The following is a 24831-nucleotide window of genomic DNA, read 5'->3' as shown; positions in this document are numbered from 1 at the left end:
CAGGAGTCATTCCATGGCCCATATCAGTGTTGAGCGTGCCCACAGCCTGGGCAAGGAAGTTGCCCGCGAGAAAGCCGACAAACTGGCGCAGAAACTCTCCGATCAATATGGCCTCGAGCCGCAGTGGGCGGGTGACACCCTGAACCTCAAGCGTTCGGGCGTGAAGGGCGCGGTGCATGTGGCCGAGGATTCGATCCGGGTCGATGTCGAGCTGGGCCTGATGATGTCGGCCATGAGCGGCATGATCAAAGCCGAGATCGAAAAGGCGCTGGATAAAGCGCTGGTCTGATCAGGACAAACGGGGAGCTTCGGGCTCCCCTTTCTTTTTTCGTGCACCTGCCTTTTATGTCAGTTGTTAGGGTGCCGTTTCTAATTTTTCTCCCTACTTTGTGCCTGAGCCCGACACTCGTCAGGGCAGTTCCTCAAACCTTCTGCGCGTGAGGTGCACCATGGCCAAAGCTATTTTGAAGAAAAAAATCGACGCCTCGACTTCTGCCCTGAGCGACGTCAAATCCTATGCCCGCAAGATCTGGCTGGCAGGCCTGGGTGCCTACACCAAGGTCGGTCAGGAGGGCAGCGAGTACTTTCAGGAGTTGATCAAGGCTGGTCAAACTGTTGAAAAGAAAGGCAAAAAAGCCGTCACCGAAAAACTCGAAGCGGCCAACGCCGAGATCGACGAAGCCAAGAGTGAAGTCAGCTCTTTCAAAGGCCGCGTCGAAGTTCAGCTCGACAAGGTCGAGAAGGCGTTCGACACGCGTGTCGCCAGTGCCTTGAATCGTATCGGCATTCCGTCTAAACATGACGTTGAGGCACTCTCTGCTAAGCTCGATGAGCTGACGGCATTGCTCGAACGCGTCGCGCGTAAATCTTAAGGAGAACGGGATGGCTGGTAAAAAGAACACCGATAAAGAAGGCAGCTCGTGGATCGGAAAAGTCGAAGACTATTCCCGCAAGATCTGGCTGGCTGGTTTAGGCGTGTACTCGAAGATCGACACTGACGGCAGCAAGCTCTTCGATACATTGGTCAAAGACGGCGAGAAAGCCGAGAAGCTCACCAAGGCTGCGGTCGGCAAGAAAGTCGATGCTGCCAAGGACACCGCGAGCTCGGCCAAATCGCGCATCAGCGGCGTGAAAGATCGCGCGCTGGGCACCTGGGATCAGCTGGAAGGGGCTTTCGACAAGCGCCTGAACAGTGCGATTTCGCGCCTGGGCGTACCGAGCCGCAATGAGGTGAAGGATCTGCACAAGAAGGTCGATACCCTGACCAAGCAGATCGAGAAACTCACCGGCCTGAAAACCCAACCTGTCGCGGCCAAAACCGCAGCAGCCAAGCCTGCGGCCAAAACCGCTGCCAAGCCACTGGCTAAAGCCGCCGCCAAACCGGCAGCAAAACCAGCAGCCAAAACCGCTGCGGCCAAGCCTGCAGTAAAAGCCGCAGCCAAACCGGTCGCCGCCAAGGCCGCCGCCAAACCTGCTGCAAAACCAGCGGCCAAGCCAGCAGCGAAAACCGCTGCCGCCAAACCCGCTGCCAAGCCTGCCGCCAAACCGGCTGCAGCGAAAAAACCTGCAGTGAAAAAACCGGCCGCGCCGAAAGCTGCCGCACCAAAACCGGTGACCACACCGCAAGCACTGGCCAGCACGTCGAACTCCGCCTCGGCTCCAACCCCGGCACCTGTTTCGACTGTTGCATCGACTCCGTCGACGCCGACCAGCCAGTCCTGATTTTCAGGGCTCAAGAAAACGCCCGGCCTGTGAAGGTCGGGCGTTTTTGTTTGGGCGGTCACTCGTGATCTTCGAGGTATTGCAGCGCCATCCGCTCCGTCGCCACCTTCACCGGCGGCAACAGGTGCGTCGCCACCAGCATCATGATCTGGTAAACCACCAGCCTCACTTCCCCCTCGCGATCAAGAATCCGCTGATAGTCCAGCGAGAACAGCAGCGTCATGGTGATCTGCTCCACCAGTTGCCCCAGCGCCTGGGTATCGCTGACCAGTTGCCCCGAGGCCTTCAACCGCGCCAGCAGTGACGCCAGCGTGCGTTTCAGGACGTTGAGAAAATTGCGGATGCCCTTGGCCAGTTTCGGCAGACGTCCGGCCAGGTTCGACAGGTCCTGGAACAGGAACCGGTACTGCGCCAGCCGCTCGACGATCAAATGCAGGAACAGCCAATAATCCTCAGGTGCCAGTTCGACATCGGCGGGCGGGTCGAGCAGAGGCGCCAGCTCGCTCTGAAAGCGCTCGAACAGCCCGAGGATCAGCGGCTCCTTGCCGTGGAAATGGTAGTAGAGGTTGCCGGGACTGATCCCCATTTCATTGGCAACCTCCATGGTCGAGACGTTCGGCTCGCCCTTTTCGTTGAACAACTGCAGGGCACATTCGAGGATCCGTTCGCTTGTTTTCATCCAGTCTTCTTAAAAGGCGGTTGGGGCCGGTCAGCGCACACGCACGTAAGTGCCGGGCGCCGCCTCCATCGGTGGATAGTTCGCGTTGCCAAGGGCCATCTGGGTTTCGCGCAGGGTGCCGGAGCGCTGCTGGACCCATTCCAGCCACTGCGGCCACCAACTGCCGTCGACTTTTTTCGCGTCGTAGTACCAGGCGCGAGGGTCGCTGCTCATCTTGCCGTTTTCGACGTAGTTGGCCTTGGGGTTGCTCGGCGGGTTGAGAATGCTCTGGACGTGGCCGCTGTTGGACAGCACGAAGCGTCGTTCGCCGCCCAGCAGCAGGGTCGAGCGATACACCGCATCCCACGGCGTGATGTGGTCGTTCATGCCGGCCACGCTGAAACTGTCGACCGTGACTTTCTGCAGGTCGATCGGTGTGCCGCAGACTTCCAGGCCGCCCGAATGAATCAGCGGGTTGTGCTTGAAGAAGTCCAGCAGGTCGCCATGAAACGCGGCGGGCAGACGGGTGCTGTCGTTGTTCCAGTAGAGGATGTCGAACGCCGGCGGCTCCTTGCCCAGCAGGTAGTTGTTGACGAAGTAGCTCCAGATCAGATCGTTGGGCCGCATCCAGGCGAACACCCTGGCCATGTCGCGACCGTCCAGCACGCCTTTCTGATAGGAGCGACGCTTGGCCGCTTCGAGGGTCTGCTCATCGGCGAACAGCGTCGCCGGGGAGTCGATCTGACTGTCGAGCAGGCTCACCAGATAGGTCGCGCTGGAGACCCGCCGCAGCTGCCGCTTGGCCTGCAAGTGCCCCTGCAGCGCAGCGATGGTCAGCCCGCCGGCGCAGGCACCCATCAGGTTGACCTCGCGGGCACCGGTGATCGCCCGGCAGATGTTCATCGCTTCTTCCACGGCCTCGACGTAGGTCGACAGGCCCCACTCGCGATGACGCACGTCCGGGTTGCGCCAGCTGATCATGAAGGTCTGCAGGCTGTTCTTCAGGGCGTACTGGACGAAGCTGTTGCTCGGGCTCAGGTCGAAAATGTAGTACTTGTTGATTTGCGGCGGCACCACCAGCAGCGGTTTCGAATACTGCTTTTCGCTCATCGGCTTGTACTGGATCAGCTCGAGCAGTTCGTTGCGAAACACCACCGAGCCGGTGGTGGTGGCGACCGTCTTGCCGACTTCGAAAGCCTGTTTGGTCACCTGACGCGGCAGGCCGTCGTTGTGCAGCAGGTCATCGAACAGATGACTCAAACCGCGTACCAGACTGTGGCCGCCGGAGTTGAACAGCTCCTTGATCGCCAGCGGATTGAGCAGCGTGTTGGAGGGCGCCACGGCGTCGTTGATCAGGGAAAAAGCGAAGTGCGCACGGGCGCGATCGTCGTCGCTCATGCTGCTTTCGTCGATCCAGCTCTTCACCTGTTTCTGCCAGCTCAGATAGGCCTGCAGGCCCCGGCGGTAAAACGGGTTGAGACTCCAGGCCGGATCGGCGAACCGGCTGTCATTGGGGTTGGTCGGATGCAGGGTTTCACCGAGCAGCACGCGTCCGAGCGCGCCACCGAGTTTCAACGCGTGCTTCGCGCTGTGAATGGGGTTGCGCAGACCATGGGCGGCTACGCTGCGCAACGTCGAAATCAGATCGCGGCCTCGCAGGCCGGTCATTGCACTTTGTGCATTGATGAAAACGGCGGGACTGGGCACTACGCCCGTCGCTGGTTTGTCGCGCATGACTCAACACTCCTTCGTCTTCAGGTCAAAAACAAACACACCGAACCAGAACACCATAGACGCTGTTGCGGCTTGTTGCCTGCGCGGCGTCCTGCCACGCACGTTGAAAAAGCTCTGCAAGGAGCTGTCCAGAAAACCGGACCGGGCCGGTTATCCGCCCAGCGGTGTCGGGTGGGGGTGCATCACTGCGCGAAGACGTTCCTCCTGGAGAAATTTCATGATGATCGGCGCCACGGCTTCGGCCCGGGTGATGAGGAACAGATGCCCGTCATCGATGATGTGCAATTGCGCGTTGGGGATGCGCCAGGCGAGCAGGCGCATGTTGATCAGCGGGATCAGTGGATCGTCGTCGCCGGCCAGCACCAGGGTCGGCTGATGGATCTTGTGCAGCCAGTGAATGCTGGTCCAACCAAGGCCCGCGAACAGTTGCCAGTAGTAGCCGAGCTTGCCCGCCGAACGCACCTTGGCCGCATGGCTGGCGGCGAGCGTCGGGTCGCGACGGAACGAGCCGCCGTAGATCATCGGGGCGATGCGGATCACATGGGACGGCTGGATGTAGCGGCGCGGGCTGGCCATCATCCACAGCACCTTCGGCTTGCCCGGCACCATCACCGCGCCTGCCGCCGTGGCCGCCAGTACCAGCTTCTTGCAGCGCTCGGGATAGTCATGGGCGAATTGCTGCGCCAGCGCGCCACCCCAGGAAACGCCGATCACATTGACCTGGCCGTAGTCGAGGTAATCGAGCATCCGTGCCGTGAGTTTGGCCAGGCCCGGAAAGCGATACGGCCGGCTCGGCGTCGAAGAACCACCGACACCGGGCACGTCGAAGGCGATCACTTCCAGGTCCGGATCCAGCGCCGCGACAAAAGGAAACACCAGCTCCAGGTTGGCGCCGATGCCGTTGAAAATCAGCAAGGGCGTCAAGTGAGGCTTGCCGGGGCGTACGGCGGTCCGGAGGGTCTGGCCATCCAGCTCGACGGTACGGAAGATGAACGGTTGCGGCATGCTTCAGGGCCCTGTGGGTCGCAATCTCAGTGTTCACCTCACTCCCCGCAGGGAGTGAGGTGTATCGGTTACCGCTCGTGTACGTATGTGCCCGGCGAGGCTTCGCCTGCCGGGAACGCCTTGTTGCCCAGCTTCGTCGGGGCCTTTTTCAGTTCGCCCGAACGCGCTGCCTGCCAGGCCTGCCAATGCAGCCACCAGGAGTCGGCGTGCTTGGTCGAGTTTTCCTGCCAGTCATCGGCATTGGCGGTCATCTCGTCGCTGGTCATGTAGCGCGATTTCGGGTTGCCCGGCGGGTTCAGAATGCTCTGGATATGCCCGCTGCTGGACAGCACGAATTCCACCTTGCCGCCAAACAGCTGCGCCGACTTGTAGCAGGACTTCCACGGGGTAATGTGGTCGTTGGTGCCGGCCAGCGAGAAGATGTCGGCCGTGACCTTCTTGAGGTCGATCGGCGTGCCGCACACTTCCAGTGCATCGGGACGGGTCAGTGGGTTGTTTTTGAACATCTCGATCAGGTCGCCGTGGAACGCCGCCGGCAACCGGGTGGTGTCGTTGTTCCAGAACAGGATGTCGAACACCGGCGGCTCGTTGCCGAGCAGGTAGTTGTTGACCCAGTAGTTCCAGATCAGATCGTTGGGGCGCATCCAGGCGAAGACCTTGGCCATGTCTTTGCCTTCGAGCACGCCGGCCTGATACGAATGACGCTTGGCCATCTCCAGGGTCTGCTCGTCGACGAACAGGGCGACGTCACTGTCCAGCGTGGTGTCGAGCACGCTGACCAGCAGGGTCAGGGCATTGACCTTGTTTTCGCCGGTGGCGGCGTAGTGGCCGAGCAGGGCGGTGCAGGTGATGCCGCCGGAGCAGGCGCCCAGCATGTTGACGTCCTTGCTGCCAGTGATCGCGGTGACCACGTCGACCGCTTCCTTCAGGGCTTCGATGTAGGTCGAGAGGCCCCACTCGCGCTGTTCCTTGGTCGGGTTGCGCCAGCTGACGATGAAGGTCTGCACATTGTTGCGCAGGCAGAAGCGCGCCAGGCTCTTGTCCGGGCTCAGGTCGAATACGTAGAACTTGTTGATCTGCGGTGGCACTACCAGCAGCGGGCGCTCGTGGACTTGCTCGGTGATCGGCTTGTACTGGATCAGCTCCAGCACGTCGTTGCGAAACACCACCGCGCCTTCACTCACGCCCAGGGTCTTGCCGACCTCGAAGGCGCCCATGTTGACCTGGCTCGGCATGCCGCCGTTGTGCACCAGATCCTTGGCCAGGTGCGAGAGGCCGTCGAGCAGGCTCTTGCCGCCGGTTTCGAAGAAGCGTTTGACCGCCGCCGGGTTGGCCGCGGTGTTGGTCGGCGCCATGGCTTCGGTCATCAGGTTGATCACGAAGTGGCCGCGCGCGATGTCCTTGGGCGAGAGGCTGCTGTCGTCGATCCAGGCATGGAGTTCCTTGCGCCACGCCAGATAGGTTTGCAGGTAACGTTTGTACAGCGGGTTCTGACTCCACGCCGGGTCGACAAAGCGACGGTCATCGCCTGCCGGTTGCAGTTCTGATTTGCCGAACAGCACGTTCTTCAGTTCGATGCCGAAATGAGTGACGTGTTTGACGCTATGGATCGGTTGTTTGATGGCCTGGGTCAGCACCATTCGAGCAGAGGCCAGCAGATCCTTTCCGCGAAGCCCAACGACAGGATTCAGCCCCAGGGTGTTTTCCGAGGCTTGGTACTTCAAATCATCGTTATTCTTGTTACTCATCTACGACGCTCCATTGTCCTGAGACGAGTACCCGGTTTCTGCTGTGCAGTTCCACAGCCAATGCCAGGTACTACTGCTCGGGTGACCGTTGATTCTGCATAGCTGCTTTACAGTCGTAGAGCACTGCAGGGAACTTGCCAGCTCCATTGGTTACCCGAGTTTAATTTTTTTCGCAAGCAGCCGATCCCGGGCCGCTTTAGCGGAGCATTCAAACAGATGAATTTAGAAAATGCCCTCTAAACAGTCCGAGGCGCGGACTAGAGCATCAGCTTGACGACGGACTCGTCCGGGTCGCGGGTTTTGCCAGCGGCTTTGAGCTCGGCCAGATAATCCGCCCAGAGTGCGTCATAACGTCGCCCCAGTTCGTAGAGGTAATCCCAGGTAAACAGGCCGCTGTCATGACCGTCGTCGAAGGTCAGTTTCAGTGCGTACTGACCGGCTGGTTCTACCTTGGTCAGGCCGACGTGCAGCTTGCCGAATTGCAGGATCGGTTTGCCGTGGCCCTGGACCTCGGCGGAGGGGGAGTGCACGCGCAGGAATTCGGCGGGCAGGGTGTATTCCTCGCCGGACGCGTATTTGAGCGACAGGGTTTTCGAGGCTTTGTGCAGTTTGATGTCGGTGGGGAGTTGGGTCATCGCCGGCGTTCCGTCAGGTGAAAAAAATTGTGGGAGCCGATGGCTCCCACAGTTTCACGACCACTTTAAGTATGGCTTACAGAATATAACGGGACAGATCTTCGTTCTGCGCCAATTCACCCAGGTGGCTGTTGACGTACTCGGCATCGATCAGGATCGCCTTGTCGTCGTGGGCGCTGGCCAGGTCGCCGGCACTGAACGACACCTCTTCCAGCAGACGCTCGAGCAGCGTGTGCAGGCGACGGGCACCGATGTTCTCGGTCTTCTCGTTGACCTGCCAGGCGATCTCCGCCAGACGCTTGATGCCTTCAGGCTGGAACTGGATGTTCAGGCCTTCGGTTTTCAGCAGCGCGCAGTATTGCTCGGTGAGCGAGGCGTGCGGTTCGCTGAGGATGCGCTCGAAGTCTTCCGGGCTCAGGGCCTTGAGTTCGACGCGGATCGGCAGACGGCCTTGCAGCTCCGGCACCAGATCGCTCGGCTTGCTCAGGTGGAACGCACCGGAGGCGATGAACAGGATGTGGTCGGTCTTGACCATGCCCAGCTTGGTGTTGACGGTGCAGCCTTCGATCAGCGGCAGCAGGTCACGCTGAACGCCTTCGCGGGATACATCGGCGCCGCCGACATTGCCGCGCTTGGCGACCTTGTCGATTTCGTCGATGAACACGATGCCGTGCTGCTCGACCGCTTCCAGGGCCTTGGCCTTCAACTCTTCTTCGTTGACCAGGCGACCGGCTTCTTCATCGCGCACCAGCTTCAGCGCTTCCTTGACCTTGAGCTTGCGGGCCTTCTTCTTGCCCTTGCCCATGTTGGCGAACAGGGACTGCAGCTGGTTGGTCATTTCTTCCATGCCCGGAGGCGTGGCGATCTCGATGCCGGCCATTTCGGCGACTTCGATCTCGATTTCCTTGTCGTCCAGTTGACCTTCGCGCAGGCGCTTGCGGAACAGCTGGCGAGTGTTGGAATCCTGGGTCGGCGCGTCTTCGTTGCCGAAGCCCATGCGTGCCGGCGGCAGCAGGGCGTCAAGGATACGATCCTCGGCAGCGTCTTCGGCGCGGTGGCGCACGCGGGTCATTTCCTGCTCGCGCAGCATCTTGATCGCGGCATCGGCCAGATCACGGATGATCGATTCGACGTCACGGCCGACATAGCCGACTTCGGTGAATTTGGTCGCTTCGACCTTGATGAACGGCGCGTTGGCCAGCTTGGCCAGACGACGAGCGATCTCGGTTTTACCGACACCGGTCGGGCCGATCATCAGGATGTTCTTCGGGGTCACTTCAACACGCAGCTCTTCAGGCAGCTGCATGCGGCGCCAGCGGTTGCGCAGAGCAATCGCGACGGCGCGCTTGGCATCGTCCTGGCCGATGATATGGCGGTTGAGTTCGTGGACGATTTCGCGGGGAGTCATGGACATAATAATTGACGGTCCTCAAGCAGAAACAAGCCGTGGCGCAGGGCCGACTCAGGCTTCTTCAGCGAGATCCTGCTCCTCAATGGTCTGGGTGTGGTTGGTGAATACACAGATGTCGGCGGCGATGCCGAGAGCGGTCTCGACGATTTCGCGGGCCGACAGGTCGGTCTTCTTCAGCAGCGCGCTGGCAGCGGCCTGGGCGTAACCGCCACCGGAACCCATGGCGATCAGGCCGTTTTCCGGTTCGACCACGTCACCGTTGCCGGTGATGATCAGGGAGGCGTCCTTGTTGGCGACCGCGAGCATCGCTTCGAGGCGGCTCAGGGAGCGGTCGGTGCGCCATTCTTTGGCGAGTTCGACGGCGGCACGGATCAGGTGGCCCTGATGTTTCTCGAGCTGGCCTTCGAAACGTTCGAACAGGGTAAAGGCGTCGGCGGTGGCACCGGCGAAACCGGCGATGACCTGGCCGTGGTACAGGCGGCGAACTTTCTTCGCGTTGCCTTTCATCACGGTGTTGCCGAGAGAAACCTGGCCGTCGCCGCCCATGACGACTTTGCCGTGGCGGCGGACTGAAACGATGGTGGTCAAGGGAAGAGTCTCCACACTGCGGGGCGAAAATGCCTTATGCCCATTCATATGGGGGTGGTGGAGAGGATTTCAACTGCGGGGAGGGAGAGGGGACGAGCGGTGTTGTCGCGCTGATCCTCCCCACGCAGAGCGGGGGAAGGATCATTCAGGGGGAATCAGCGGCTCTGGCGTTGTTGTAACAACAGGTTGCTGAAACCGGCGCCCGCCAGTTGTTTCTGGGCGGTGGTCAGTTGTTCGCGGTTGCTGAACGGGCCGACCAGTACGCGATACCAGGTTTCATCCTTCACGGTTCCGGACTCAACCGCGACCGCCTGGCCGAGCAGAATGATCTGCGCGCGGACCTTGTCGGCATCTGTCTGCTTGCGGAACGAGCCGGCCTGCAGGAAGAACTTGGTCACCGGTGCAGCCTTGGTCACCGGTGGCGCTGGCGGCGGGGTGATCCCGGCCAGCGCAGCCTGGGCGCGTGCGGTGTCGATCTTCGCCGCTTCAGCCGGGGTCACCGGCGTGGTCGGGATCGCCGGCACCTGTGGCGTCGGCAGGGTTTTCTCCGGCACGGCGTCAGGCGGCACGATCACTTCCGATTCCGGGAGCAGGGTGTAGAAGTCGTATTTCGGCTTCACCGGTTGCGTCGGGCTCGGCGGGGTCTTGTTGGCCTCGGCGATCTTGGTGGCTTTCTGTTGTTGCTGTTGCTCGACCTTCTCGCGCTTGACCGTGTCGCTGCCCTTGCCCGGCTCCAGTTTCATCAGGAACACGATGAACGCACCGACCGTCAGGCCGATGGCCATCCACAGCCAGCCCGGGATCGGTTGCTTCGCAGGAGCTTGGTAACGGCTGGCGCCACGCTTGGGTGCAGGTTTTTTCTTGGCAGCCAACTTACATACGCTCCAGGGTTTCCAGGCCGAGCAGTTCCAGGCCTTGCTTGAGGGTACGGCCGGTCAGCGCGGCAAGGCGCAGACGGCTTTGCATTTGTGCCGGGGTCTCGGCGGCGAGGATCGGGCAGTTCTCGTAGAAGCTGGAGAACAGGCCTGCCACGTCGTACAGGTAGGTGCACAGAGTGTGCGGCGTGCCCTTTTCCGCGACGTTGTTCAGCACTTCACCGAACTGCGCCAGTTTGGCCGCCAGTTCCTGTTCGTGCGCCGCTTCGAGGACGATCTGGCCGTCGACTTCGCTGAAATCCTTGCCCAGTTTGCGGAATACGCCGGCGACGCGAGTGTAGGCGTACAGCAGGTACGGCGCGGTGTTGCCTTCGAAGTTGAGCATCAGGTCGAAGTTGAAGCTGTAGTCGCTGGTGCGGTGCTTCGACAGGTCGGCGTATTTCACCGCGCCGATGCCCACGACTTTAGCGATGTTGCGCAGCTCGTCTTCGGCCAGCTCCGGATTCTTGTCTTTCACCAGGGTGTAGGCACGTTCCTGAGCTTCGGTCAGCAGATCGATCAGCTTCACGGTGCCGCCATCACGGGTCTTGAACGGACGGCCGTCGGCGCCGTTCATGGTACCGAAGCCCATGTGTTCCATTTCCATCGGATGGGTCACGAAACCGGCCTTGCGCGCCACGGCGAACACTTGCTGGAAGTGCAGGGCCTGACGCTGGTCGACGAAGTACAGCGCACGGTCGGCCTTCAGTTTGCCGCTGCGGTAGCGCACGGCGGCCAGGTCGGTGGTGGCGTACAGGTAACCGCCGTCAGCCTTGACGATGATCACCGGCAGCGGTTCGCCTTCGGCATTCTTGAACTCGTCGAGGAACACGCACTGGGCGCCGTTGCTTTCGACCAGCATACCGGCGGCCTTCAGGTCGTTGACCACGTTGATCAGGTCGTCGTTGTAGGCGCTTTCGCCCATCACGTCGGCCATGGTCAGTTTGACGTTGAGCAGTTCGTAGATCTTCTGGCAGTGCGACAGCGAGATGTCCTTGAACTTGGTCCACAGCGCCAGGCATTCGGCATCGCCGGCCTGCAGCTTGACCACCAGGCCACGGGCGCGGTCGGCGAACTCCGGGGACTCGTCGAAGCGCTGCTTGGCGGCGCGGTAGAAGTTTTCCAGGTCCGACAGTTCGTCGCTGGTGATCGGGTTTTCCTGCAGATACGCCATCAGCATGCCGAACTGGGTGCCCCAGTCGCCGACGTGGTTCTGACGGATCACGGTATCGCCGAGGAATTCGAGCACACGGGCCACGCCGTCGCCGATGATGGTCGAGCGCAAGTGGCCGACGTGCATCTCTTTGGCCAGGTTCGGCGCCGACAGGTCGACCACGGTGCGTTGCGCCGGGCCGGCCTTGCGCACGCCAACGTGAGCGTCAGCCAGGGCGGCGTCGAGGCGCGAGGCCAGCGCTTGAGTGTTCTGGAAGAAGTTGATAAAGCCGGGGCCGGCGATTTCGGCCTTGGTGACGTTTTCGTCAGCCGGCAGGGCGGCGATGATTTTTTCCGCCAGGTCACGGGGCTTCATGCCCGCAGGCTTGGCCAGCATCATGGCGATGTTGCTGGCGAAATCGCCGTGGGTCTTGTCCCGGGCGTTTTCCACCTGGATCGCCGGCGTCAGGCCTTCAGGCAACACACCTTCGTTGACGAGTTGGGTGAGGGCTTGTTGGATCAGCTGGCGAATGGTGTCTTTCATGGTCTTCTCTTTCGACCGCAAGCGCGGCGGCGCATCGATGCGCGGGTGGAAAAACTGGGCATTATCCGTTGCGAAGACGGGCTTGCCAACCTTAGCAGGCAGGATGTGGATGTGTGGTGACAATTCGAGCGGTTTTGCCCGGTCAGTACAGATCCACCGGATCGACATCCAGCGACCAGCGCACCGCCCGGCCGCTCGGCATCTGCTCCAGCACCAGCAGCCAGCTCGCCAGCAAGCGGTGCAGCGGCGCCCGGGCCGTGGCCTGCAAGAGCAGTTGCGCGCGGAAGCGTCCGGCCCGGCGTTCCATCGGTGCCGGCACCGGTCCCAGCAGTTCAATGCCGGTCAGATTCTGTTCGGCCAGCAAACGCTCGGCCTCGCTGCAGGCCTCATCGAGAAAACCTTCGGCCTGCCCCGGCTTGTGCGCTTCGGCCCGCAGCAGGGCGAGGTGGGCGAACGGCGGCAGGCCGGCGGCGCGGCGTTCGCTCAGGGCTTGTTCGGCGAAGGCGAAATAACCCTGCTCGGTCAGTTGAACCAATAAAGGATGGTCGGCCAGATGGGTCTGGATGATCACCTTGCCCGGCTCCTCCGCCCGCCCGGCGCGCCCGGCGACCTGTACGATCAGTTGCGCCATGCGCTCGCCGGCGCGGAAGTCACCGGAAAACAATCCGCCGTCGGCGTCGAGGATCGACACCAGGGTGACGCGGGGGAAGTGGTGACCCTTGGCCAACATCTGGGTGCCGACCAGGATGCACGGCTGGCCTTTCTGGATCGTGGCGAACAACTGATTCATCGCATCCTTGCGCGACGTGCTGTCGCGATCAACGCGCAGTACCGGATAGTCCGGGAACAGAATCGCCAGCCGTTCCTCGGCGCGCTCGGTGCCGGCGCCCACCGGCCGCAGATCGACCTTGTTGCACTTCGGGCACTGGCGCGGCACGCGCTCGACGTAACCGCAGTGGTGGCAGCGCAGCTCGCCGTAGCGCTGGTGCACGGTCATCCGCGCATCGCAGCGCTGGCATTCGGACATCCAGCCGCAATCGTGGCACAGCAGGGTTGGAGCAAACCCTCGGCGGTTGAGGAACACCAGCACCTGCTGGCCGGCGGCGAGGGTCTGGCCGATGGCTTGCTGCATCGGCCCGGAAATACCGCTGTCCAGCGGACGGCTTTTCACATCCAGGCGCAGGAAGCGTGGCTGCTTGGCGCCGCCGGCCCGTTCGTTCAGGCGCAGGAGTCCGTACCGACCGGTGTAGGCGTTGTGCAGGCTTTCCAGCGATGGCGTCGCGGAACCGAGGACGATCGGGATGTTTTCCTGTCGCGCCCGCACCAGCGCCAGATCCCGCGCGTGGTAGCGCAGGCCTTCCTGCTGTTTATAGGAGCCGTCGTGTTCTTCGTCGATGATGATCAGCCCCGGATTTTTCATCGGGGTGAACAGCGCCGAGCGGGTACCGATAATAATGTCGGCTTCGCCATCCCGGGCAGCTAGCCAGGCATCGAGGCGATCGCGGTCATTGACCGCCGAGTGCAGCAGGGCGATGCGTGCATTGAAACGTTGCTCGAAGCGGGCCAGGGTCTGCGGGCCGAGGTTGATCTCCGGGATCAGCACCAGCGCCTGTTTGCCGGCTTCGAGGGTTTCGCGGATCAACTGCAAATAGACTTCGGTCTTGCCGCTGCCGGTGACCCCGGCCAGCAGGAACGCGTGATAACTGTCGAACCCGGCGCGAATCGCCTCGTACGCGGCGCGTTGCTCGCTGTTGAGTGGTAATTCCGGCTGGGCCAGCCAGTGTTCGTGACGAACGCCAGGGGCGTGGCGGCGCACTTCGACCTGCACCAGATCCTTGGCCAGCAGCAGATCGAGGCTGTCCTTGCTCAGCATCAGTTTGCTCAGTAACTGATGGGCGACGCCGTGAGGGTGCTGGGCCAGCGTCGCCAGGGCTTCTCGCTGGCGCGGGGCGCGGGCGATGCGCGGGTCATCAAGGCTGGCGCCGGGGGCGGCGGACCAGAAGCGTTCCTGGCGGGCTTCGGCCAGTTCGCCTTGGCGCAGCAGCACCGGCAGTGCCCAGCTCAAGGTGTCGCCAAGGCTGTGCTGATAATACTGGGCGGTCCACAGGCACAGCTTGAACAGCGCGGGTGGCAGCGGCGCGGTGGCGTCGAGCAGGGCCAGCGCCGGTTTGAGCTTCTCCACCGGTACTTCGCTGGTGTCAGTGACCTCCACCAGAATCCCGATCATCTCCCGCCGCCCGAACGGCACCCGCAGGCGCATGCCCGGCTGCAACTGCGAGCGCAGCACACCGGCCGGGGCCCGGTAGTCGAACAGGCGGCGCAGGGGCGAAGGCAGGGCGAGGCGCAGAATGGCGTCGGGCACGCGGGGGGATCTCAATGGGCGGGTGGGTAAAGAAGGGCCGGAGCCTAGCAGACGGTCGGTCTCAGTGACAGCTTGCGTGATCGGGATTGTCTGGTAGAATCCGCGGCCTAATTACGTGCGGTATTCAACAATCGTGTTGGATGGCGGCACGCCAGCTGAGGAAAACACCATGAAAGCCGATATCCACCCGAATTACCCAGAAGTTGCAGTAACTTGCAGCTGCGGCAACAAGTTCGAAACCCGTTCGACCTTCGGCAAAGCCCTGGCGATCGACGTTTGCAACGAGTGCCACCCGTTCTACACCGGTAAGCAGAAGACTCTGGACACCGGTGGTCGCGTTCAGAAGTTCGCCGACCGTTTCGGTGCTTTCGGCGCGAAAAAGGCCTAAGGCCCCTCATTCTGGAAAACCTCAGCGGCTTTTCCGGTCTGATGAAAAAGGCGTCCCTTGTGGGCGCCTTTTTTGTGTCCGCGATTTGGCTGTCCGGCGCCCAGGCGTTCTGCCCGAAGCCCTCGGGGCTGTCGAGCGTGGTGGTGCAGCGGGTCGTCGATGGCGACACGGTCCGCCTGAGTGACGGCCGCAGCGTACGCCTGATCGGCCTCAACACGCCTGAGCTGGGCAAGCAGGGGCGCAGCGACGAGCCGTTTGCCGTGGCGGCACGCAAACGCCTGGAAACCTTGGTGGCTGACAGTGGCGGTCGGGTCGGTTTGCGCCTCGGTGCGCAAGAAAAAGACCATTACGGGCGTACGCTCGCCCATCTCTACAGCGTCAGCGGCGCCAGTCTCGAAGCGCAAATGCTCGCCGATGGCCTTGGATTCCAGGTCGCGGTGGCACCGAATGTCGATCTTGTCGATTGTCAGCAAGCCGCCGAACGCAGCGCGCGGCAGGCCGGGCTTGGCTTGTGGAAGCGCTCGCCTGTACTGAAAGCGGAGCAGATCGAACGCTCGGGTTTCGCCATCGTCAGCGGGCGTGTGAGCAAGGTTCAGCGCAATCGTGGCGGAATCTGGATCGAGTTGCAGGACAAGCTTGTACTGCGTGTTGCACCCAATCTGCTGGAGCGTTTTGATGGCAACGCCCTGCAAGCGCTGAAGGGCAGGCAGATCGAGGCTCGGGGCTGGGTGGTCGACCGCTCACGACGGGGCGGATTGAAACCCGGTCAGGCTCGCTGGCTGTTGCCGCTGACCGACCCTTCGATGTTGCAATCGTCCCGCTGAAGAAAAAGTTGTAGACATTTTTTATGTCGATTGTGAACAGTCTAGCCCTTGTGCGCCGTGGCTCTTGGCCCAAAGTCGTAGGGCAGGGCGCTTGACAGGGGTGACCGGGCAGTCTTGTGGGGACTTTGCGAGGCGCGTATCCTCGCTGACCAGTCTGTCCAACAGTAAAAAGCGGAATGCCAAAATGTCTGATCTGAAAACTGCCGCTCTCGAATATCACGCCAATCCTCGTCCAGGAAAGCTGAGTGTCGAGCTCACCAAGGCCACTGCTACCGCCCGCGACCTGTCGCTGGCCTACAGCCCCGGCGTAGCTGAACCAGTGCGCGAGATCGCCCGCGATCCTGAACTGGCCTACAAGTACACCGGCAAGGGCAACCTGGTTGCAGTCATTTCCGATGGCACCGCGATTCTGGGCCTGGGTAACCTCGGCCCACTGGCTTCCAAGCCAGTGATGGAAGGTAAAGGCGTGCTGTTCAAGCGCTTCGCCGGCATCGACGTCTTCGACATCGAAGTCGACTCCGAAAGCCCGCAAGCCTTCATCGACACCGTAAAACGCATTTCCATCACCTTCGGTGGCATCAACCTGGAAGACATCAAGGCACCTGAGTGCTTTGAGATCGAGCGCGCTCTGATCGAGCAGTGCGACATTCCGGTATTCCACGATGACCAGCACGGCACCGCGATCGTGACCGCTGCGGGCATGATCAACGCCCTGGAAATCGCTGGCAAAACCCTCGGCGAAGCCAAGATCGTCTGCCTGGGCGCCGGCGCTGCCGCCATCTCCTGCATGAAACTGCTGGTGAGCATGGGCGCCAAGGTCGAGAACATCTTCATGATCGACCGTACCGGCGTGATCCACGCAGGCCGAGACGACCTGAACCAGTACAAGGCCGTGTTCGCCCACGCGACCGAAAAGCGCACCCTGGACGACGCCATCGAAGGCGCTGACGTATTCGTCGGCCTGTCGGGCCCGAACCTGCTGAGCGCCGAGCAACTCAAGCGCATGGCGGCCAACCCGATCGTCTTCGCCTGCTCCAACCCGGATCCGGAAATCTCCCCGGAACTGGCTCACGCCACCCGCAACGACGTGATCATGGCCACCGGCCGTTCGGACTACCCGAACCAGGTCAACAACGTGCTGGGCTTCCCGTTCATCTTCCGCGGTGCCCTGGACGTTCGCGCCAAGCGCATCAACGAAGAAATGAAGATCGCTGCCGCCAACGCCCTGCGCGAACTGGCCAAGCTGCCGGTTCCTCAGGAAGTCTGCGACGCCTACGGCGGTATCTCCCTGGAATTCGGTCGTGAGTACATCATTCCGAAGCCAATGGACAAGCGCCTGATCACCGTGATCTCCGACGCCGTGGCCAAGGCTGCGATCGAGACCGGCGTAGCGACCCTGCCGTATCCGAAGAACTACCCGCTGAAAAGCGTGGATGACGTGTTCAACGGCTAAGTCGTTGTAGCGCTTCAAGCGAAAGCCCCGGCTCGTGAGAGTCGGGGCTTTTTTGTGTCTGAGGGTTTTGTATCGAGTCTGGCCGGTTCATCCACCACAATCCTGAAGGCAATAAAAAGCCCCGCCCTTCTCACGAAGGCAGGGCTTTTTGGCAGGTCAGGATCAGAACAGATCGATCGGCGCCTGTTCATCCGCCGGCAGCGGGCTGCCCGGTGCCGTGCCATTGCCGATCTCGTTGACCGACGGCGGCGTGTCTTCGGCCTTGAACAGTTCGAAGTAGGCGCCTGGTGTGCTCGGCGAAGCCGCGCGGCCGCTGACCGGGTCTACCCGCAGGCTGAGGATGCCTTCCGGTTCGGCCTGTACATGCGGCGGCTTGTCCTTGAGCGCGGCGCTCATGTAGTTCATCCAGATCGGTAGCGCCACGGTGCCGCCGAACTCCCGGCGACCGAGGCTTTCCGGTTGGTCGAAGCCGGTCCAGACCGTGGTCACGTAATCGGCGTTGTAACCGGAGAACCAGGCATCCTTGGATTCGTTGGTGGTACCGGTTTTGCCCGCGATGTCGCTGCGGCCCATGGCCAGTGCGCGACGACCGGTGCCGAGCTTGATCACGTCCTGCAACATGCTGTTGAGGATGTAGGTGGTGCGGCCATCGACGATGCGCTCGGCGACTGCCGGAGCTTGTGGCACCGCTGCAGCGCCCGGTGCTTCACCCGGAATCGGTGCTGCGTCGACGGTGATCGGTTGGGTCGTCGGTGCCGCGATGCCGTCGGTGGCCGAGGCGCCTTGTGGCACGGTCGGTGGGTTGGCGACGAACAGCGTGTCGCCATTGCGGCTTTCGATCTTGTCGATGATGTACGGGGTGATCTTGTAACCGCCGTTGGCGAAGGTGCTCCAGCCAGTAGCGATTTCCATCGGGGTCAGGGTCGCAGTGCCCAGCGCCAGGGACAGGTTTGGCGGCAGGTCCTGCTTGTTGAAGCCGAAGCGGGTGATGTAGTCGATGGTCTTGCCTACGCCCATCGCCTGCAGCAGGCGGATCGAAACCAGGTTGCGCGACTTGTACAGCGCTTCGCGCAGGCGGATCGGGCCGAGGAAGGTGTTGGTGTCGTTCTTCGGACGCCAGACCTTGTCCAGATACTCGTCGACGAACACGATCGGCGCGTCGTTGACCAGCGTGGCGGCGGTGTAGCCGTTATCCAGCGCGGCACTGTAGACGAATGGCTTGAAGCTCGAGCCCGGCTGACGCTTGGCCTGCATGGCACGGTTGTAGTTGCTCTGCTCGAAGGCGAAACCGCCGACCAGCGAGCGGATTGCACCGTTCTGCGGATCCAGCGACACCAGCGCGCCCTGGGCCTGCGGAATCTGGCTGAACTTCAGCGAATTGTTCGGCTGGCGCTGTACGCGCACCAGGTCGCCGACCTGCGCGACATCCGATGGCTGACGCGGCGCGGCGCCCATGCTGTTGGTATTGAGGAACGGACGGGCCCATTTCATGGTGTCCCACGCCACATGCTCTTCACCGGTACGGGTCAGCACTTGCAGGCCGTTCTTGTCGACCTGGGTGACGATGGCCGGTTCGAGGCTGCTGATGGTGCGTTGCTTGGTCAGCTCGACGGCCCAGGCTTCGCGGGTCTTGCCCGGCAGGCGCGACTCAGGACCACGGTAGCCGTGACGCTGGTCGTAGGTCATCAGGCCTTCGTGCAGTGCGGTGTTGGCCATTTCCTGCAGGTTGCTCGGCACCGTGGTGGTGACGCGGAAACCTTCGGTATAGGCGTCGCTGCCATAGCGGCCGACCATTTCGGCGCGGGCCATCTCGGCGATGTACGGCGCGTTCACTTCCGGGGTCGGCACGTGGTAGCTGGCGTTCAGCGGCTCGTTGATGGCGGCGGTGTAGTCGGCTTCGGTGATCTTGCCGAGCTTGTACATGCGCCCGAGGATCCAGTCGCGACGCTCCTTGCTGCGCGCAGGGTTGGCCAGCGGGTTGAAGCGCGACGGGGCCTTCGGCAGGCCGGCGATCATCGCCATCTGCGCCAGGCTGACCTCGCGGATCGATTTGCCGTAATACACCTGCGCCGCCGCCTCGATGCCGTAGGCGCGGTTGCCCAGATAAATCTTGTTCACGTACAGCTCGAGGATCTCGTCCTTGGTCAGCTGGCGTTCGATCTGCAGGGCCAGAAGGATTTCCGTGGTCTTGCGCGAGAAGCTGCGTTCGCTGGTCAGGAAGAAGTTCTTCGCCACCTGCATGGTGATGGTGCTGCCGCCGGACTGGATGTGCCCGCTCTTGACCAGTTGGGTCGCGGCACGCATCAGGCTGCTCGGATCGACGCCATAGTGATTGGCGAAGTTGTCGTCTTCAGCACTTAGTAACGCATTGATGAAATTGGGGGGAATGTCGGCGAAACGGATCGGAGTACGGCGCATTTCGCCAAATTCTGCGATCAACTTGTTGTCGCTGCTGTAGACCCGGAGCGGAATCTGCAACTGAATGCTTCTCAGCGCCTCCACAGATGGCAAACCCGGACTAAGGTAAAGAAACGCGCCGCTGAGAACTAAAAGCAGTCCGCAGAAAACGGCGACGATGGACCAACCGAAGAATTTCAGCAGACGAATCAAGGCTTTTGGACATCCAGGGCAAAGAATGAATTGGGCGACAGGGTTCCGGGAACACACAGAACGGCCCGCGCCGGCAGTAAAAAGCGGAAAAAATCGCTGGGCATTATAAGCACTTTTCCGCTGGGGGCGTCATTTGCGCTTCTGTCAAGACGGGGCGAGGGAACGCAATGCGCATTACAGAGTCCGTAACTCACGGAAAGTCATAGGGAATTGGTAGTGCTAGGACTCTTCAATAAAAAGACCAATACGTTGCTGGGGATCGATATCAGCTCCACTTCGGTGAAGCTGCTGGAGCTGAGCCGTCAGGGCGAGCGCTACCGGGTCGAGGCATACGCGGTGGAGCCGTTGCCGGCCAATGCCGTGGTCGAGAAGAACATCGCCGAGCTTGAAGGCGTCGGGCATGCCCTGTCCCGGGTGCTGGCCAAGGCTCGCACCGGGCTCAAGAGCGTGGCGGTGGCGGTGGCCGGCTCGGCGGTGATCACCAAGGTCATCGAAATGGACGCCGGGCTGTCCGACGACGAGCTGGAAAACCAGCTCAAGATCGAAGCCGATCAATACATTCCCTATCCGCTGGACGAGGTCGCCATCGATTTCGAAGTCCAGGGCGTTTCGCCGCGCAATCCCGAGCGGGTCAACGTGCTGCTGGCCGCCTGTCGCAAGGAAAACGTCGAAGTCCGTGAGGCGGCGCTGGCCCTTGCCGGCCTGACCGCGCGGGTGGTCGACGTCGAGGCTTATGCGCTGGAGCGCTCGTTCGGCCTGCTGGCCACGCAACTGGCAGCCTCGCAGGAGCGCCTGACCGTTGCGGTGGTCGACATCGGCGCGACCATGACCACCCTCAGCGTCCTGCACAACGGGCGGATTATCTACACTCGCGAGCAACTGTTCGGCGGGCGCCAGCTGACCGAGGAAATCCAGCGCCGCTATGGCCTGACCCTCGAGCAGGCCGGGCTGGCCAAGAAGCAGGGCGGTCTGCCGGACGATTATGTCGGTGAGGTCCTGCAGCCGTTTCGCGAGGCGCTGGTGCAACAGGTGTCGCGTTCCCTGCAGTTTTTCTTTGCTTCCGGCCAGTACAACGCGGTCGATCACATTCTGCTGGCCGGCGGCACGGCCTCGGTGCCGGGGCTGGACCGGTTGATCGAAGAGCGCCTCGACACCCCGACCCAGGTCGCCAATCCGTTTTCCGACATGGCCTTGAGCAGCAAGGTCAACGCCGGGGCCCTGGCCAGTGATGCGCCGGCCCTGATGATTGCCTGCGGGCTCGCGCTCAGGAGTTTCGACTGATGGCGCGGATCAACCTTCTCCCCTGGCGCGAGGAGCGCCGCGAAGAACGGCGCAAACGCTTTCTGCTGACCCTGACCGGCGTGGTGGTCGGTTCGGTCGGCGCGGTATTCATTGCCGCTCAGATATTCAGCACGGCCATAGAACATCAGCAGGCGCGCAACGATTACATCGGCAAGCAGATTGCCGTGGTCGATGAGCGGATCAAGCAGATCAGCGAACTCAAGGCGCGTCGCCAGCAACTGTTGGAGCGCATGCGCATCATCCAGGACCTGCAGGGCAACCGGCAGGTCAGCGGGAGGATCTTCGATCAACTGGCGCGCACCCTGCCCGATGGCGTCTATTTCACCAGCGTGAAGATGGTCGGCAAGACCCTGTCGATCAGCGGTGCGGCGGAATCGAACAACCGGGTCTCCGACCTGATGCGCAATCTTGAGGCGTCCGACTGGTTCGATGCGCCGACCCTGAACGAGGTCAAGGCAACCACGGCGGGGCAACTGGATCAGGCCAACGTGTTCCAGTTGACTGTCCATCAGACCCGGCCGAAAAACCTGGAGGACGACCAATGAAACCGTCCGAATGGCTGGCCAGCCTGCGCAATATTGACTTCAACGACCTGGATACCAGCAACATCGGCTCCTGGCCGCCGGCGGTGAAAGGCCTGGCCGGGGCGCTGCTGATGATTCTGGTGCTGGCCCTGGGCTACAACTTTTTCGTCAGTGACATGGAGAGCGAGCTCGAAACCAAACGCACGGAAGAAGCCACGCTCAAGGAGCAGTTCTCCAGCAAGGCGCACATGGCGGCCAATCTGGAGCTGTACACCCAGCAGATGAAGGAGATGGAGAATTCGTTCGGCGTGCTGTTGCGGCAATTGCCCAGTGACACCGAAGTGCCGGGATTGCTGGAGGACATCACCCGCACCGGTCTGGGCAGCGGTCTTGAGTTCGAGGAAATCAAGCTGTTGCCGGAGGTGACGCAGCAGTTCTACATCGAATTGCCGATCCAGATCACCGTCACGGGCGCCTATCACGACCTTGCCACCTTCGTCAGCGGCGTGGCCGGACTGCCGCGGATCGTCACGCTGCACGACTTCGAGCTGGCGCCGGCCAACCCGGAAGGCGGGACCAAGTTGCGCATGAGCATCCTCGCCAAGACGTACCGCTACAACGACAAGGGGCTGCAAAAATGAGCCCGATCCGTTTTCTTCTGTTGTCGGCATTGATGCTGGGGCTGAGCGGTTGCGGCGGCAACGACTTCGGCGATCTCGATGCGTACATGAATGAAGTGCGTCTGCGGCCGCCGGGCAAGATCGAGCCGACGCCGACCTTTCGTTCCTACCCGACGTTCACCTACAGCGCGTCCAATCTGCGCAGTCCTTTCTCGCGTCAGGTGCGGGTCGATCTGGCCGGGCAGCAGCACGGCTCGCGCAACGTCAAGCCGGACCCGAACCGGGTCAAGCAATACCTCGAAGGTTTCAACATCGAGCAGTTCGAGATGGTCGGCACGATTTCCAATGCCTCCGGTTCATTCGCGCTGCTGCGCGGGGCGGGCGGGGTGCATCGGCTGAAGGTCGGCGATTACCTGGGGCGCAACGACGGGCGCATCGTCGCGATCAGCGCCTCCCAGGTCGATGTGGTCGAAATCGTTCCCGATGGCGAAGGCGCCTGGCTGGAGCGGCCGCGCACCATTCCTTTGAAAGAGCACTCATAGTGGAAGTCGAACAATGAACAGGATTTTCTCCACCCTCGGTTTTTCGCTATGGATAGCGCTGCTTTCACCGATGGTTCACGCGGCCAACCTGAAGACGCTGGACGTTGCCGCGCTGCCGGGTGATCGCATCGAGCTGAAGCTGTCGTTCGACGGCCCACCGCCGCAGCCCAAGGGTTACACCACCGATTCGCCGGCGCGGATCGCCCTCGACCTGCCGGGAGTGGCCAGCCAGCTCGCGACCAAGACCCACGACCTCGGTAGCGGCAATGCGCGCTCAGCCACGGTGGTCGAGGCCAATGACCGTACCCGGTTGATCATCAATCTGACGCAACTGGCGCCGTATGACGCCCGGGTCGAGGGCAACACGCTGTTCGTGGTGGTCGGGCAGGGCACCAAGGCCAGCGCACCGCGACCTGTCGCGAAGACACCGCGTGCCACGCCGGTGGCAGCGCCGGCGCGGACTTACGCACCCGTCGCCAGGGCCATTCGTGGCGTGGACTTCCAGCGCGGCACGGCGGGTGAGGGCAATGTGGTCATCGACCTGTCCGACCCGACCATCGCGCCGGACATCCAGGAGCACGACGGCAAGATCATTCTCAATTTCGCCCGCACCCAGTTGCCCGAGCCGTTGCGGGTGCGTCTCGACGTCAAGGATTTCGCAACCCCGGTGCAGTTCGTCAATGCCGGCGTCAGCGGGGATCGGGCAACTATTACCGTCGAGCCCGGTGGCACGTTCGACTATTCCACCTACCAGACCGACAACAAGCTGACGGTGAGCATCCGTCCGTTGACCATCGACGACCTGCAAAAGCGCAACGCCGACCGCAACAGCTACAGCGGTGAAAAGCTGTCGTTGAATTTCCAGGACATCGACGTGCGTTCGGTGCTGCAACTGATCGCGGACTTCACCAATCTCAATCTGGTGGCCAGCGATACGGTGCAGGGCGGGATCACCTTGCGCCTGCAAAACGTACCGTGGGATCAGGCGCTGGATCTGGTGCTCAAGACCAAAGGCCTGGACAAACGCAAGGTCGGCAACGTGTTGCTGGTGGCGCCGGCGGATGAAATCGCCGCCCGCGAACGGCAGGAGCTGGAGTCGCAGAAGCAGATCGCCGAACTGGCGCCGCTGCGCCGTGAACTGCTCCAAGTGAACTACGCCAAGGCTGCGGACATCGCCAAGCTGTTCCAGTCGGTCACCAGCGCCGAGGCCAAGGTCGATGAGCGGGGTTCGATCACCGTCGATGAGCGCACCAACAACATCATCGCCTACCAGACCCAGGATCGCCTCGACGAACTGCGGCGGATTGTGGCGCAGCTGGATATCCCGGTGCGCCAGGTGATGATCGAGGCGCGGATCGTCGAGGCCAACGTCGATTACGACAAGAGCCTGGGTGTGCGCTGGGGCGGATCGATCCAGAACAAGGGCAACTGGAACACTTCCGGGGTCAGCAATGGCTCGTCGACCACCATCGGCACGCCGGGCAGCACCAGTACCAACTCGCCGTTCGTCGACATGGGCACGGTCAACAACACCTCCGGGATCGGCATTGCGTTCATCACCGACAACGTTCTGCTGGACCTTGAACTGACGGCGATGGAGAAGACCGGCAACGGCGAAATCGTCTCGCAACCCAAGGTGGTCACCTCCGACAAGGAGACCGCGAAAATCCTCAAGGGCACCGAGATTCCGTATCAGGAAGCCAGTTCCAGCGGCGCTACGTCGGTGTCGTTCAAGGAGGCCTCGCTGTCGCTGGAGGTCACGCCGCAGATCACCCCGGACAACCGCATCATCATGGAGGTGAAGGTCACCAAGGACGAACCGGACTACCTGAACAAAGTGCAGGATGTACCGCCGATCAAGAAAAACGAGGTCAACGCCAAGGTGCTGGTGAACGACGGCGAGACCATCGTGATTGGCGGGGTTTTCTCAAATACTCAAAGCAAGGTCGTAGATAAGGTGCCATTTCTTGGCGATGTGCCGTATCTTGGCCGCCTTTTCCGGCGTGATGTGGTTTCGGAGAAAAAATCCGAGCTGCTGGTATTCCTCACTCCGCGTATCATGAATAACCAGGCGATTGCTGTGAGTCGTTGATTC

Annotated in this window: 22 protein-coding genes; 11 read left to right on the top strand and 11 right to left on the bottom strand. The window is 61.7% G+C overall.

Going from position 1 to position 24831, the window contains the following annotated elements; genetic code table 11:
- Window positions 1–13 precede the first annotated feature (13 nt).
- The 3 genes from M5B44_RS06510 (at window position 14) to M5B44_RS06500 (ending at window position 1722) form a co-directional block, all read left to right on the top strand.
- Window positions 14–289 carry a polyhydroxyalkanoic acid system family protein gene (locus M5B44_RS06510; RefSeq protein WP_085711042.1) on the top strand — a complete coding sequence of 92 codons (276 nt, stop codon included), beginning with the start codon at window positions 14–16 and terminating at the stop codon, window positions 287–289.
- 160 nt (window positions 290–449) lie between these two features.
- On the top strand, window positions 450–872 hold the full coding sequence (locus M5B44_RS06505; RefSeq protein WP_248738603.1) for a phasin family protein: 423 nt from the start codon (window positions 450–452) through the stop codon (window positions 870–872).
- Between the two features lie 10 nt (window positions 873–882).
- Window positions 883–1722, top strand: coding sequence for a phasin family protein (locus M5B44_RS06500; protein WP_248738602.1), 840 nt, complete (start codon window positions 883–885; stop codon window positions 1720–1722).
- A 58-nt stretch (window positions 1723–1780) separates the two neighbouring features.
- On the opposite strand, the gene M5B44_RS06495 is transcribed toward M5B44_RS06500, so the two are convergent.
- From M5B44_RS06495 to M5B44_RS06450, 10 genes are all read right to left on the bottom strand, one after another.
- Entirely contained in the window at window positions 1781–2401 is a 621-nt protein-coding gene (locus M5B44_RS06495; protein WP_248738601.1) for a TetR/AcrR family transcriptional regulator, read from the bottom strand.
- Window positions 2402–2431: 30 nt separating this feature from the next.
- Complete coding sequence (gene phaC / locus M5B44_RS06490; protein WP_248738600.1) at window positions 2432–4114, bottom strand: class II poly(R)-hydroxyalkanoic acid synthase; 1683 nt, start codon at window positions 4112–4114, stop codon at window positions 2432–2434.
- 150 nt (window positions 4115–4264) lie between these two features.
- Complete coding sequence (phaZ, locus tag M5B44_RS06485) at window positions 4265–5119, bottom strand: poly(3-hydroxyalkanoate) depolymerase (protein ID WP_065259455.1); 855 nt, start codon at window positions 5117–5119, stop codon at window positions 4265–4267.
- 68 nt (window positions 5120–5187) lie between these two features.
- On the bottom strand, window positions 5188–6867 hold the full coding sequence (gene phaC / locus M5B44_RS06480; protein WP_085711047.1) for a class II poly(R)-hydroxyalkanoic acid synthase: 1680 nt from the start codon (window positions 6865–6867) through the stop codon (window positions 5188–5190).
- 257 nt (window positions 6868–7124) lie between these two features.
- Window positions 7125–7502 (bottom strand): gamma-butyrobetaine hydroxylase-like domain-containing protein, encoded by a 378-nt coding sequence (locus M5B44_RS06475; protein ID WP_085711048.1) that lies wholly within the window; start codon window positions 7500–7502, stop codon window positions 7125–7127.
- A 76-nt stretch (window positions 7503–7578) separates the two neighbouring features.
- Entirely contained in the window at window positions 7579–8916 is a 1338-nt protein-coding gene (gene hslU / locus M5B44_RS06470) for an ATP-dependent protease ATPase subunit HslU (RefSeq protein WP_085711049.1), read from the bottom strand.
- A 48-nt stretch (window positions 8917–8964) separates the two neighbouring features.
- Window positions 8965–9501 carry an ATP-dependent protease subunit HslV gene (gene hslV / locus M5B44_RS06465; RefSeq protein ID WP_003220875.1) on the bottom strand — a complete coding sequence of 179 codons (537 nt, stop codon included), beginning with the start codon at window positions 9499–9501 and terminating at the stop codon, window positions 8965–8967.
- 155 nt (window positions 9502–9656) lie between these two features.
- Window positions 9657–10373 carry an SPOR domain-containing protein gene (locus tag M5B44_RS06460; RefSeq protein ID WP_085711050.1) on the bottom strand — a complete coding sequence of 239 codons (717 nt, stop codon included), beginning with the start codon at window positions 10371–10373 and terminating at the stop codon, window positions 9657–9659.
- 1 nt (window position 10374) lies between these two features.
- Entirely contained in the window at window positions 10375–12111 is a 1737-nt protein-coding gene (argS, locus tag M5B44_RS06455; protein WP_134825209.1) for an arginine--tRNA ligase, read from the bottom strand.
- 142 nt (window positions 12112–12253) lie between these two features.
- A complete protein-coding gene (locus tag M5B44_RS06450; RefSeq protein WP_248738599.1) occupies window positions 12254–14473 on the bottom strand; it encodes a primosomal protein N' in 2220 nt (739 codons plus the stop codon).
- 169 nt (window positions 14474–14642) lie between these two features.
- On the opposite strand from M5B44_RS06450, the gene rpmE reads away from it, so the two are divergent.
- The 3 genes from rpmE (at window position 14643) to M5B44_RS06435 (ending at window position 17138) form a co-directional block, all read left to right on the top strand.
- Window positions 14643–14861, top strand: a complete 219-nt coding sequence (rpmE, locus tag M5B44_RS06445) for a 50S ribosomal protein L31 (protein ID WP_007952398.1) — start codon at window positions 14643–14645, stop codon at window positions 14859–14861.
- A gap of 41 nt (window positions 14862–14902) precedes the next feature.
- Complete coding sequence (locus M5B44_RS06440) at window positions 14903–15685, top strand: thermonuclease family protein (RefSeq protein WP_248738598.1); 783 nt, start codon at window positions 14903–14905, stop codon at window positions 15683–15685.
- Window positions 15686–15869: 184 nt separating this feature from the next.
- Window positions 15870–17138, top strand: a complete 1269-nt coding sequence (locus M5B44_RS06435) for a malic enzyme-like NAD(P)-binding protein (RefSeq protein WP_085711053.1) — start codon at window positions 15870–15872, stop codon at window positions 17136–17138.
- 162 nt (window positions 17139–17300) lie between these two features.
- Here the strand turns inward: M5B44_RS06435 and M5B44_RS06430 are convergent, their stop codons facing one another.
- A complete protein-coding gene (locus tag M5B44_RS06430; RefSeq protein ID WP_412546963.1) occupies window positions 17301–19745 on the bottom strand; it encodes a penicillin-binding protein 1A in 2445 nt (814 codons plus the stop codon).
- A gap of 219 nt (window positions 19746–19964) precedes the next feature.
- Here M5B44_RS06430 and M5B44_RS06425 point away from each other — a divergent pair, with 219 nt between their 5' ends.
- The 5 genes from M5B44_RS06425 to pilQ are packed head-to-tail and all read left to right on the top strand — an operon-like array spanning window position 19965 to window position 24828.
- On the top strand, window positions 19965–21029 hold the full coding sequence (locus tag M5B44_RS06425; protein ID WP_248738596.1) for a pilus assembly protein PilM: 1065 nt from the start codon (window positions 19965–19967) through the stop codon (window positions 21027–21029).
- Window positions 21029–21595: a PilN domain-containing protein gene (locus M5B44_RS06420; protein WP_192552747.1), complete on the top strand. Its 567-nt coding sequence runs from the start codon at window positions 21029–21031 to the stop codon at window positions 21593–21595. Before M5B44_RS06425 ends, M5B44_RS06420 begins: the two co-directional genes overlap by 1 nt.
- Entirely contained in the window at window positions 21592–22215 is a 624-nt protein-coding gene (gene pilO, locus M5B44_RS06415) for a type 4a pilus biogenesis protein PilO (RefSeq protein ID WP_085711057.1), read from the top strand. The genes M5B44_RS06420 and pilO overlap by 4 nt, the downstream gene beginning before the upstream one ends.
- Window positions 22212–22736 carry a pilus assembly protein PilP gene (locus tag M5B44_RS06410; protein ID WP_114881131.1) on the top strand — a complete coding sequence of 175 codons (525 nt, stop codon included), beginning with the start codon at window positions 22212–22214 and terminating at the stop codon, window positions 22734–22736. The genes pilO and M5B44_RS06410 overlap by 4 nt, the downstream gene beginning before the upstream one ends.
- A gap of 13 nt (window positions 22737–22749) precedes the next feature.
- Window positions 22750–24828, top strand: a complete 2079-nt coding sequence (gene pilQ, locus M5B44_RS06405) for a type IV pilus secretin PilQ (protein ID WP_248738595.1) — start codon at window positions 22750–22752, stop codon at window positions 24826–24828.
- Window positions 24829–24831 lie beyond the last annotated feature (3 nt).

It is taken from the genome of Pseudomonas sp. MWU12-2029 (genome assembly GCF_023242425.1).
In the GTDB taxonomy this organism is placed as follows: Bacteria; Pseudomonadota; Gammaproteobacteria; order Pseudomonadales; family Pseudomonadaceae; genus Aquipseudomonas; species Aquipseudomonas kribbensis.
The sequence above is the reverse complement of the archived record's forward strand: the minus strand, read 5'-3'. Positions and strand labels throughout refer to the sequence as shown.

Coding starts and splice junctions, on each gene's coding strand:
- pilQ (WP_248738595.1), top strand. CDS start 22,750: ATGAACAGGATTTTCTCCACCCTCGGTTTTTCGCTATGGATAGCGCTG.
- M5B44_RS06440 (WP_248738598.1), top strand. CDS start 14,903: ATGAAAAAGGCGTCCCTTGTGGGCGCCTTTTTTGTGTCCGCGATTTGG.
- phaC (WP_085711047.1), bottom strand. CDS start 6,867: ATGAGTAACAAGAATAACGATGATTTGAAGTACCAAGCCTCGGAAAAC.
- rpmE (WP_007952398.1), top strand. CDS start 14,643: ATGAAAGCCGATATCCACCCGAATTACCCAGAAGTTGCAGTAACTTGC.
- argS (WP_134825209.1), bottom strand. CDS start 12,111: ATGAAAGACACCATTCGCCAGCTGATCCAACAAGCCCTCACCCAACTC.
- phaZ (WP_065259455.1), bottom strand. CDS start 5,119: ATGCCGCAACCGTTCATCTTCCGTACCGTCGAGCTGGATGGCCAGACC.
- M5B44_RS06410 (WP_114881131.1), top strand. CDS start 22,212: ATGAGCCCGATCCGTTTTCTTCTGTTGTCGGCATTGATGCTGGGGCTG.
- phaC (WP_248738600.1), bottom strand. CDS start 4,114: ATGCGCGACAAACCAGCGACGGGCGTAGTGCCCAGTCCCGCCGTTTTC.
- pilO (WP_085711057.1), top strand. CDS start 21,592: ATGAAACCGTCCGAATGGCTGGCCAGCCTGCGCAATATTGACTTCAAC.
- M5B44_RS06510 (WP_085711042.1), top strand. CDS start 14: ATGGCCCATATCAGTGTTGAGCGTGCCCACAGCCTGGGCAAGGAAGTT.
- M5B44_RS06420 (WP_192552747.1), top strand. CDS start 21,029: ATGGCGCGGATCAACCTTCTCCCCTGGCGCGAGGAGCGCCGCGAAGAA.
- M5B44_RS06495 (WP_248738601.1), bottom strand. CDS start 2,401: ATGAAAACAAGCGAACGGATCCTCGAATGTGCCCTGCAGTTGTTCAAC.
- M5B44_RS06500 (WP_248738602.1), top strand. CDS start 883: ATGGCTGGTAAAAAGAACACCGATAAAGAAGGCAGCTCGTGGATCGGA.
- M5B44_RS06475 (WP_085711048.1), bottom strand. CDS start 7,502: ATGACCCAACTCCCCACCGACATCAAACTGCACAAAGCCTCGAAAACC.
- M5B44_RS06435 (WP_085711053.1), top strand. CDS start 15,870: ATGTCTGATCTGAAAACTGCCGCTCTCGAATATCACGCCAATCCTCGT.
- M5B44_RS06505 (WP_248738603.1), top strand. CDS start 450: ATGGCCAAAGCTATTTTGAAGAAAAAAATCGACGCCTCGACTTCTGCC.
- hslU (WP_085711049.1), bottom strand. CDS start 8,916: ATGTCCATGACTCCCCGCGAAATCGTCCACGAACTCAACCGCCATATC.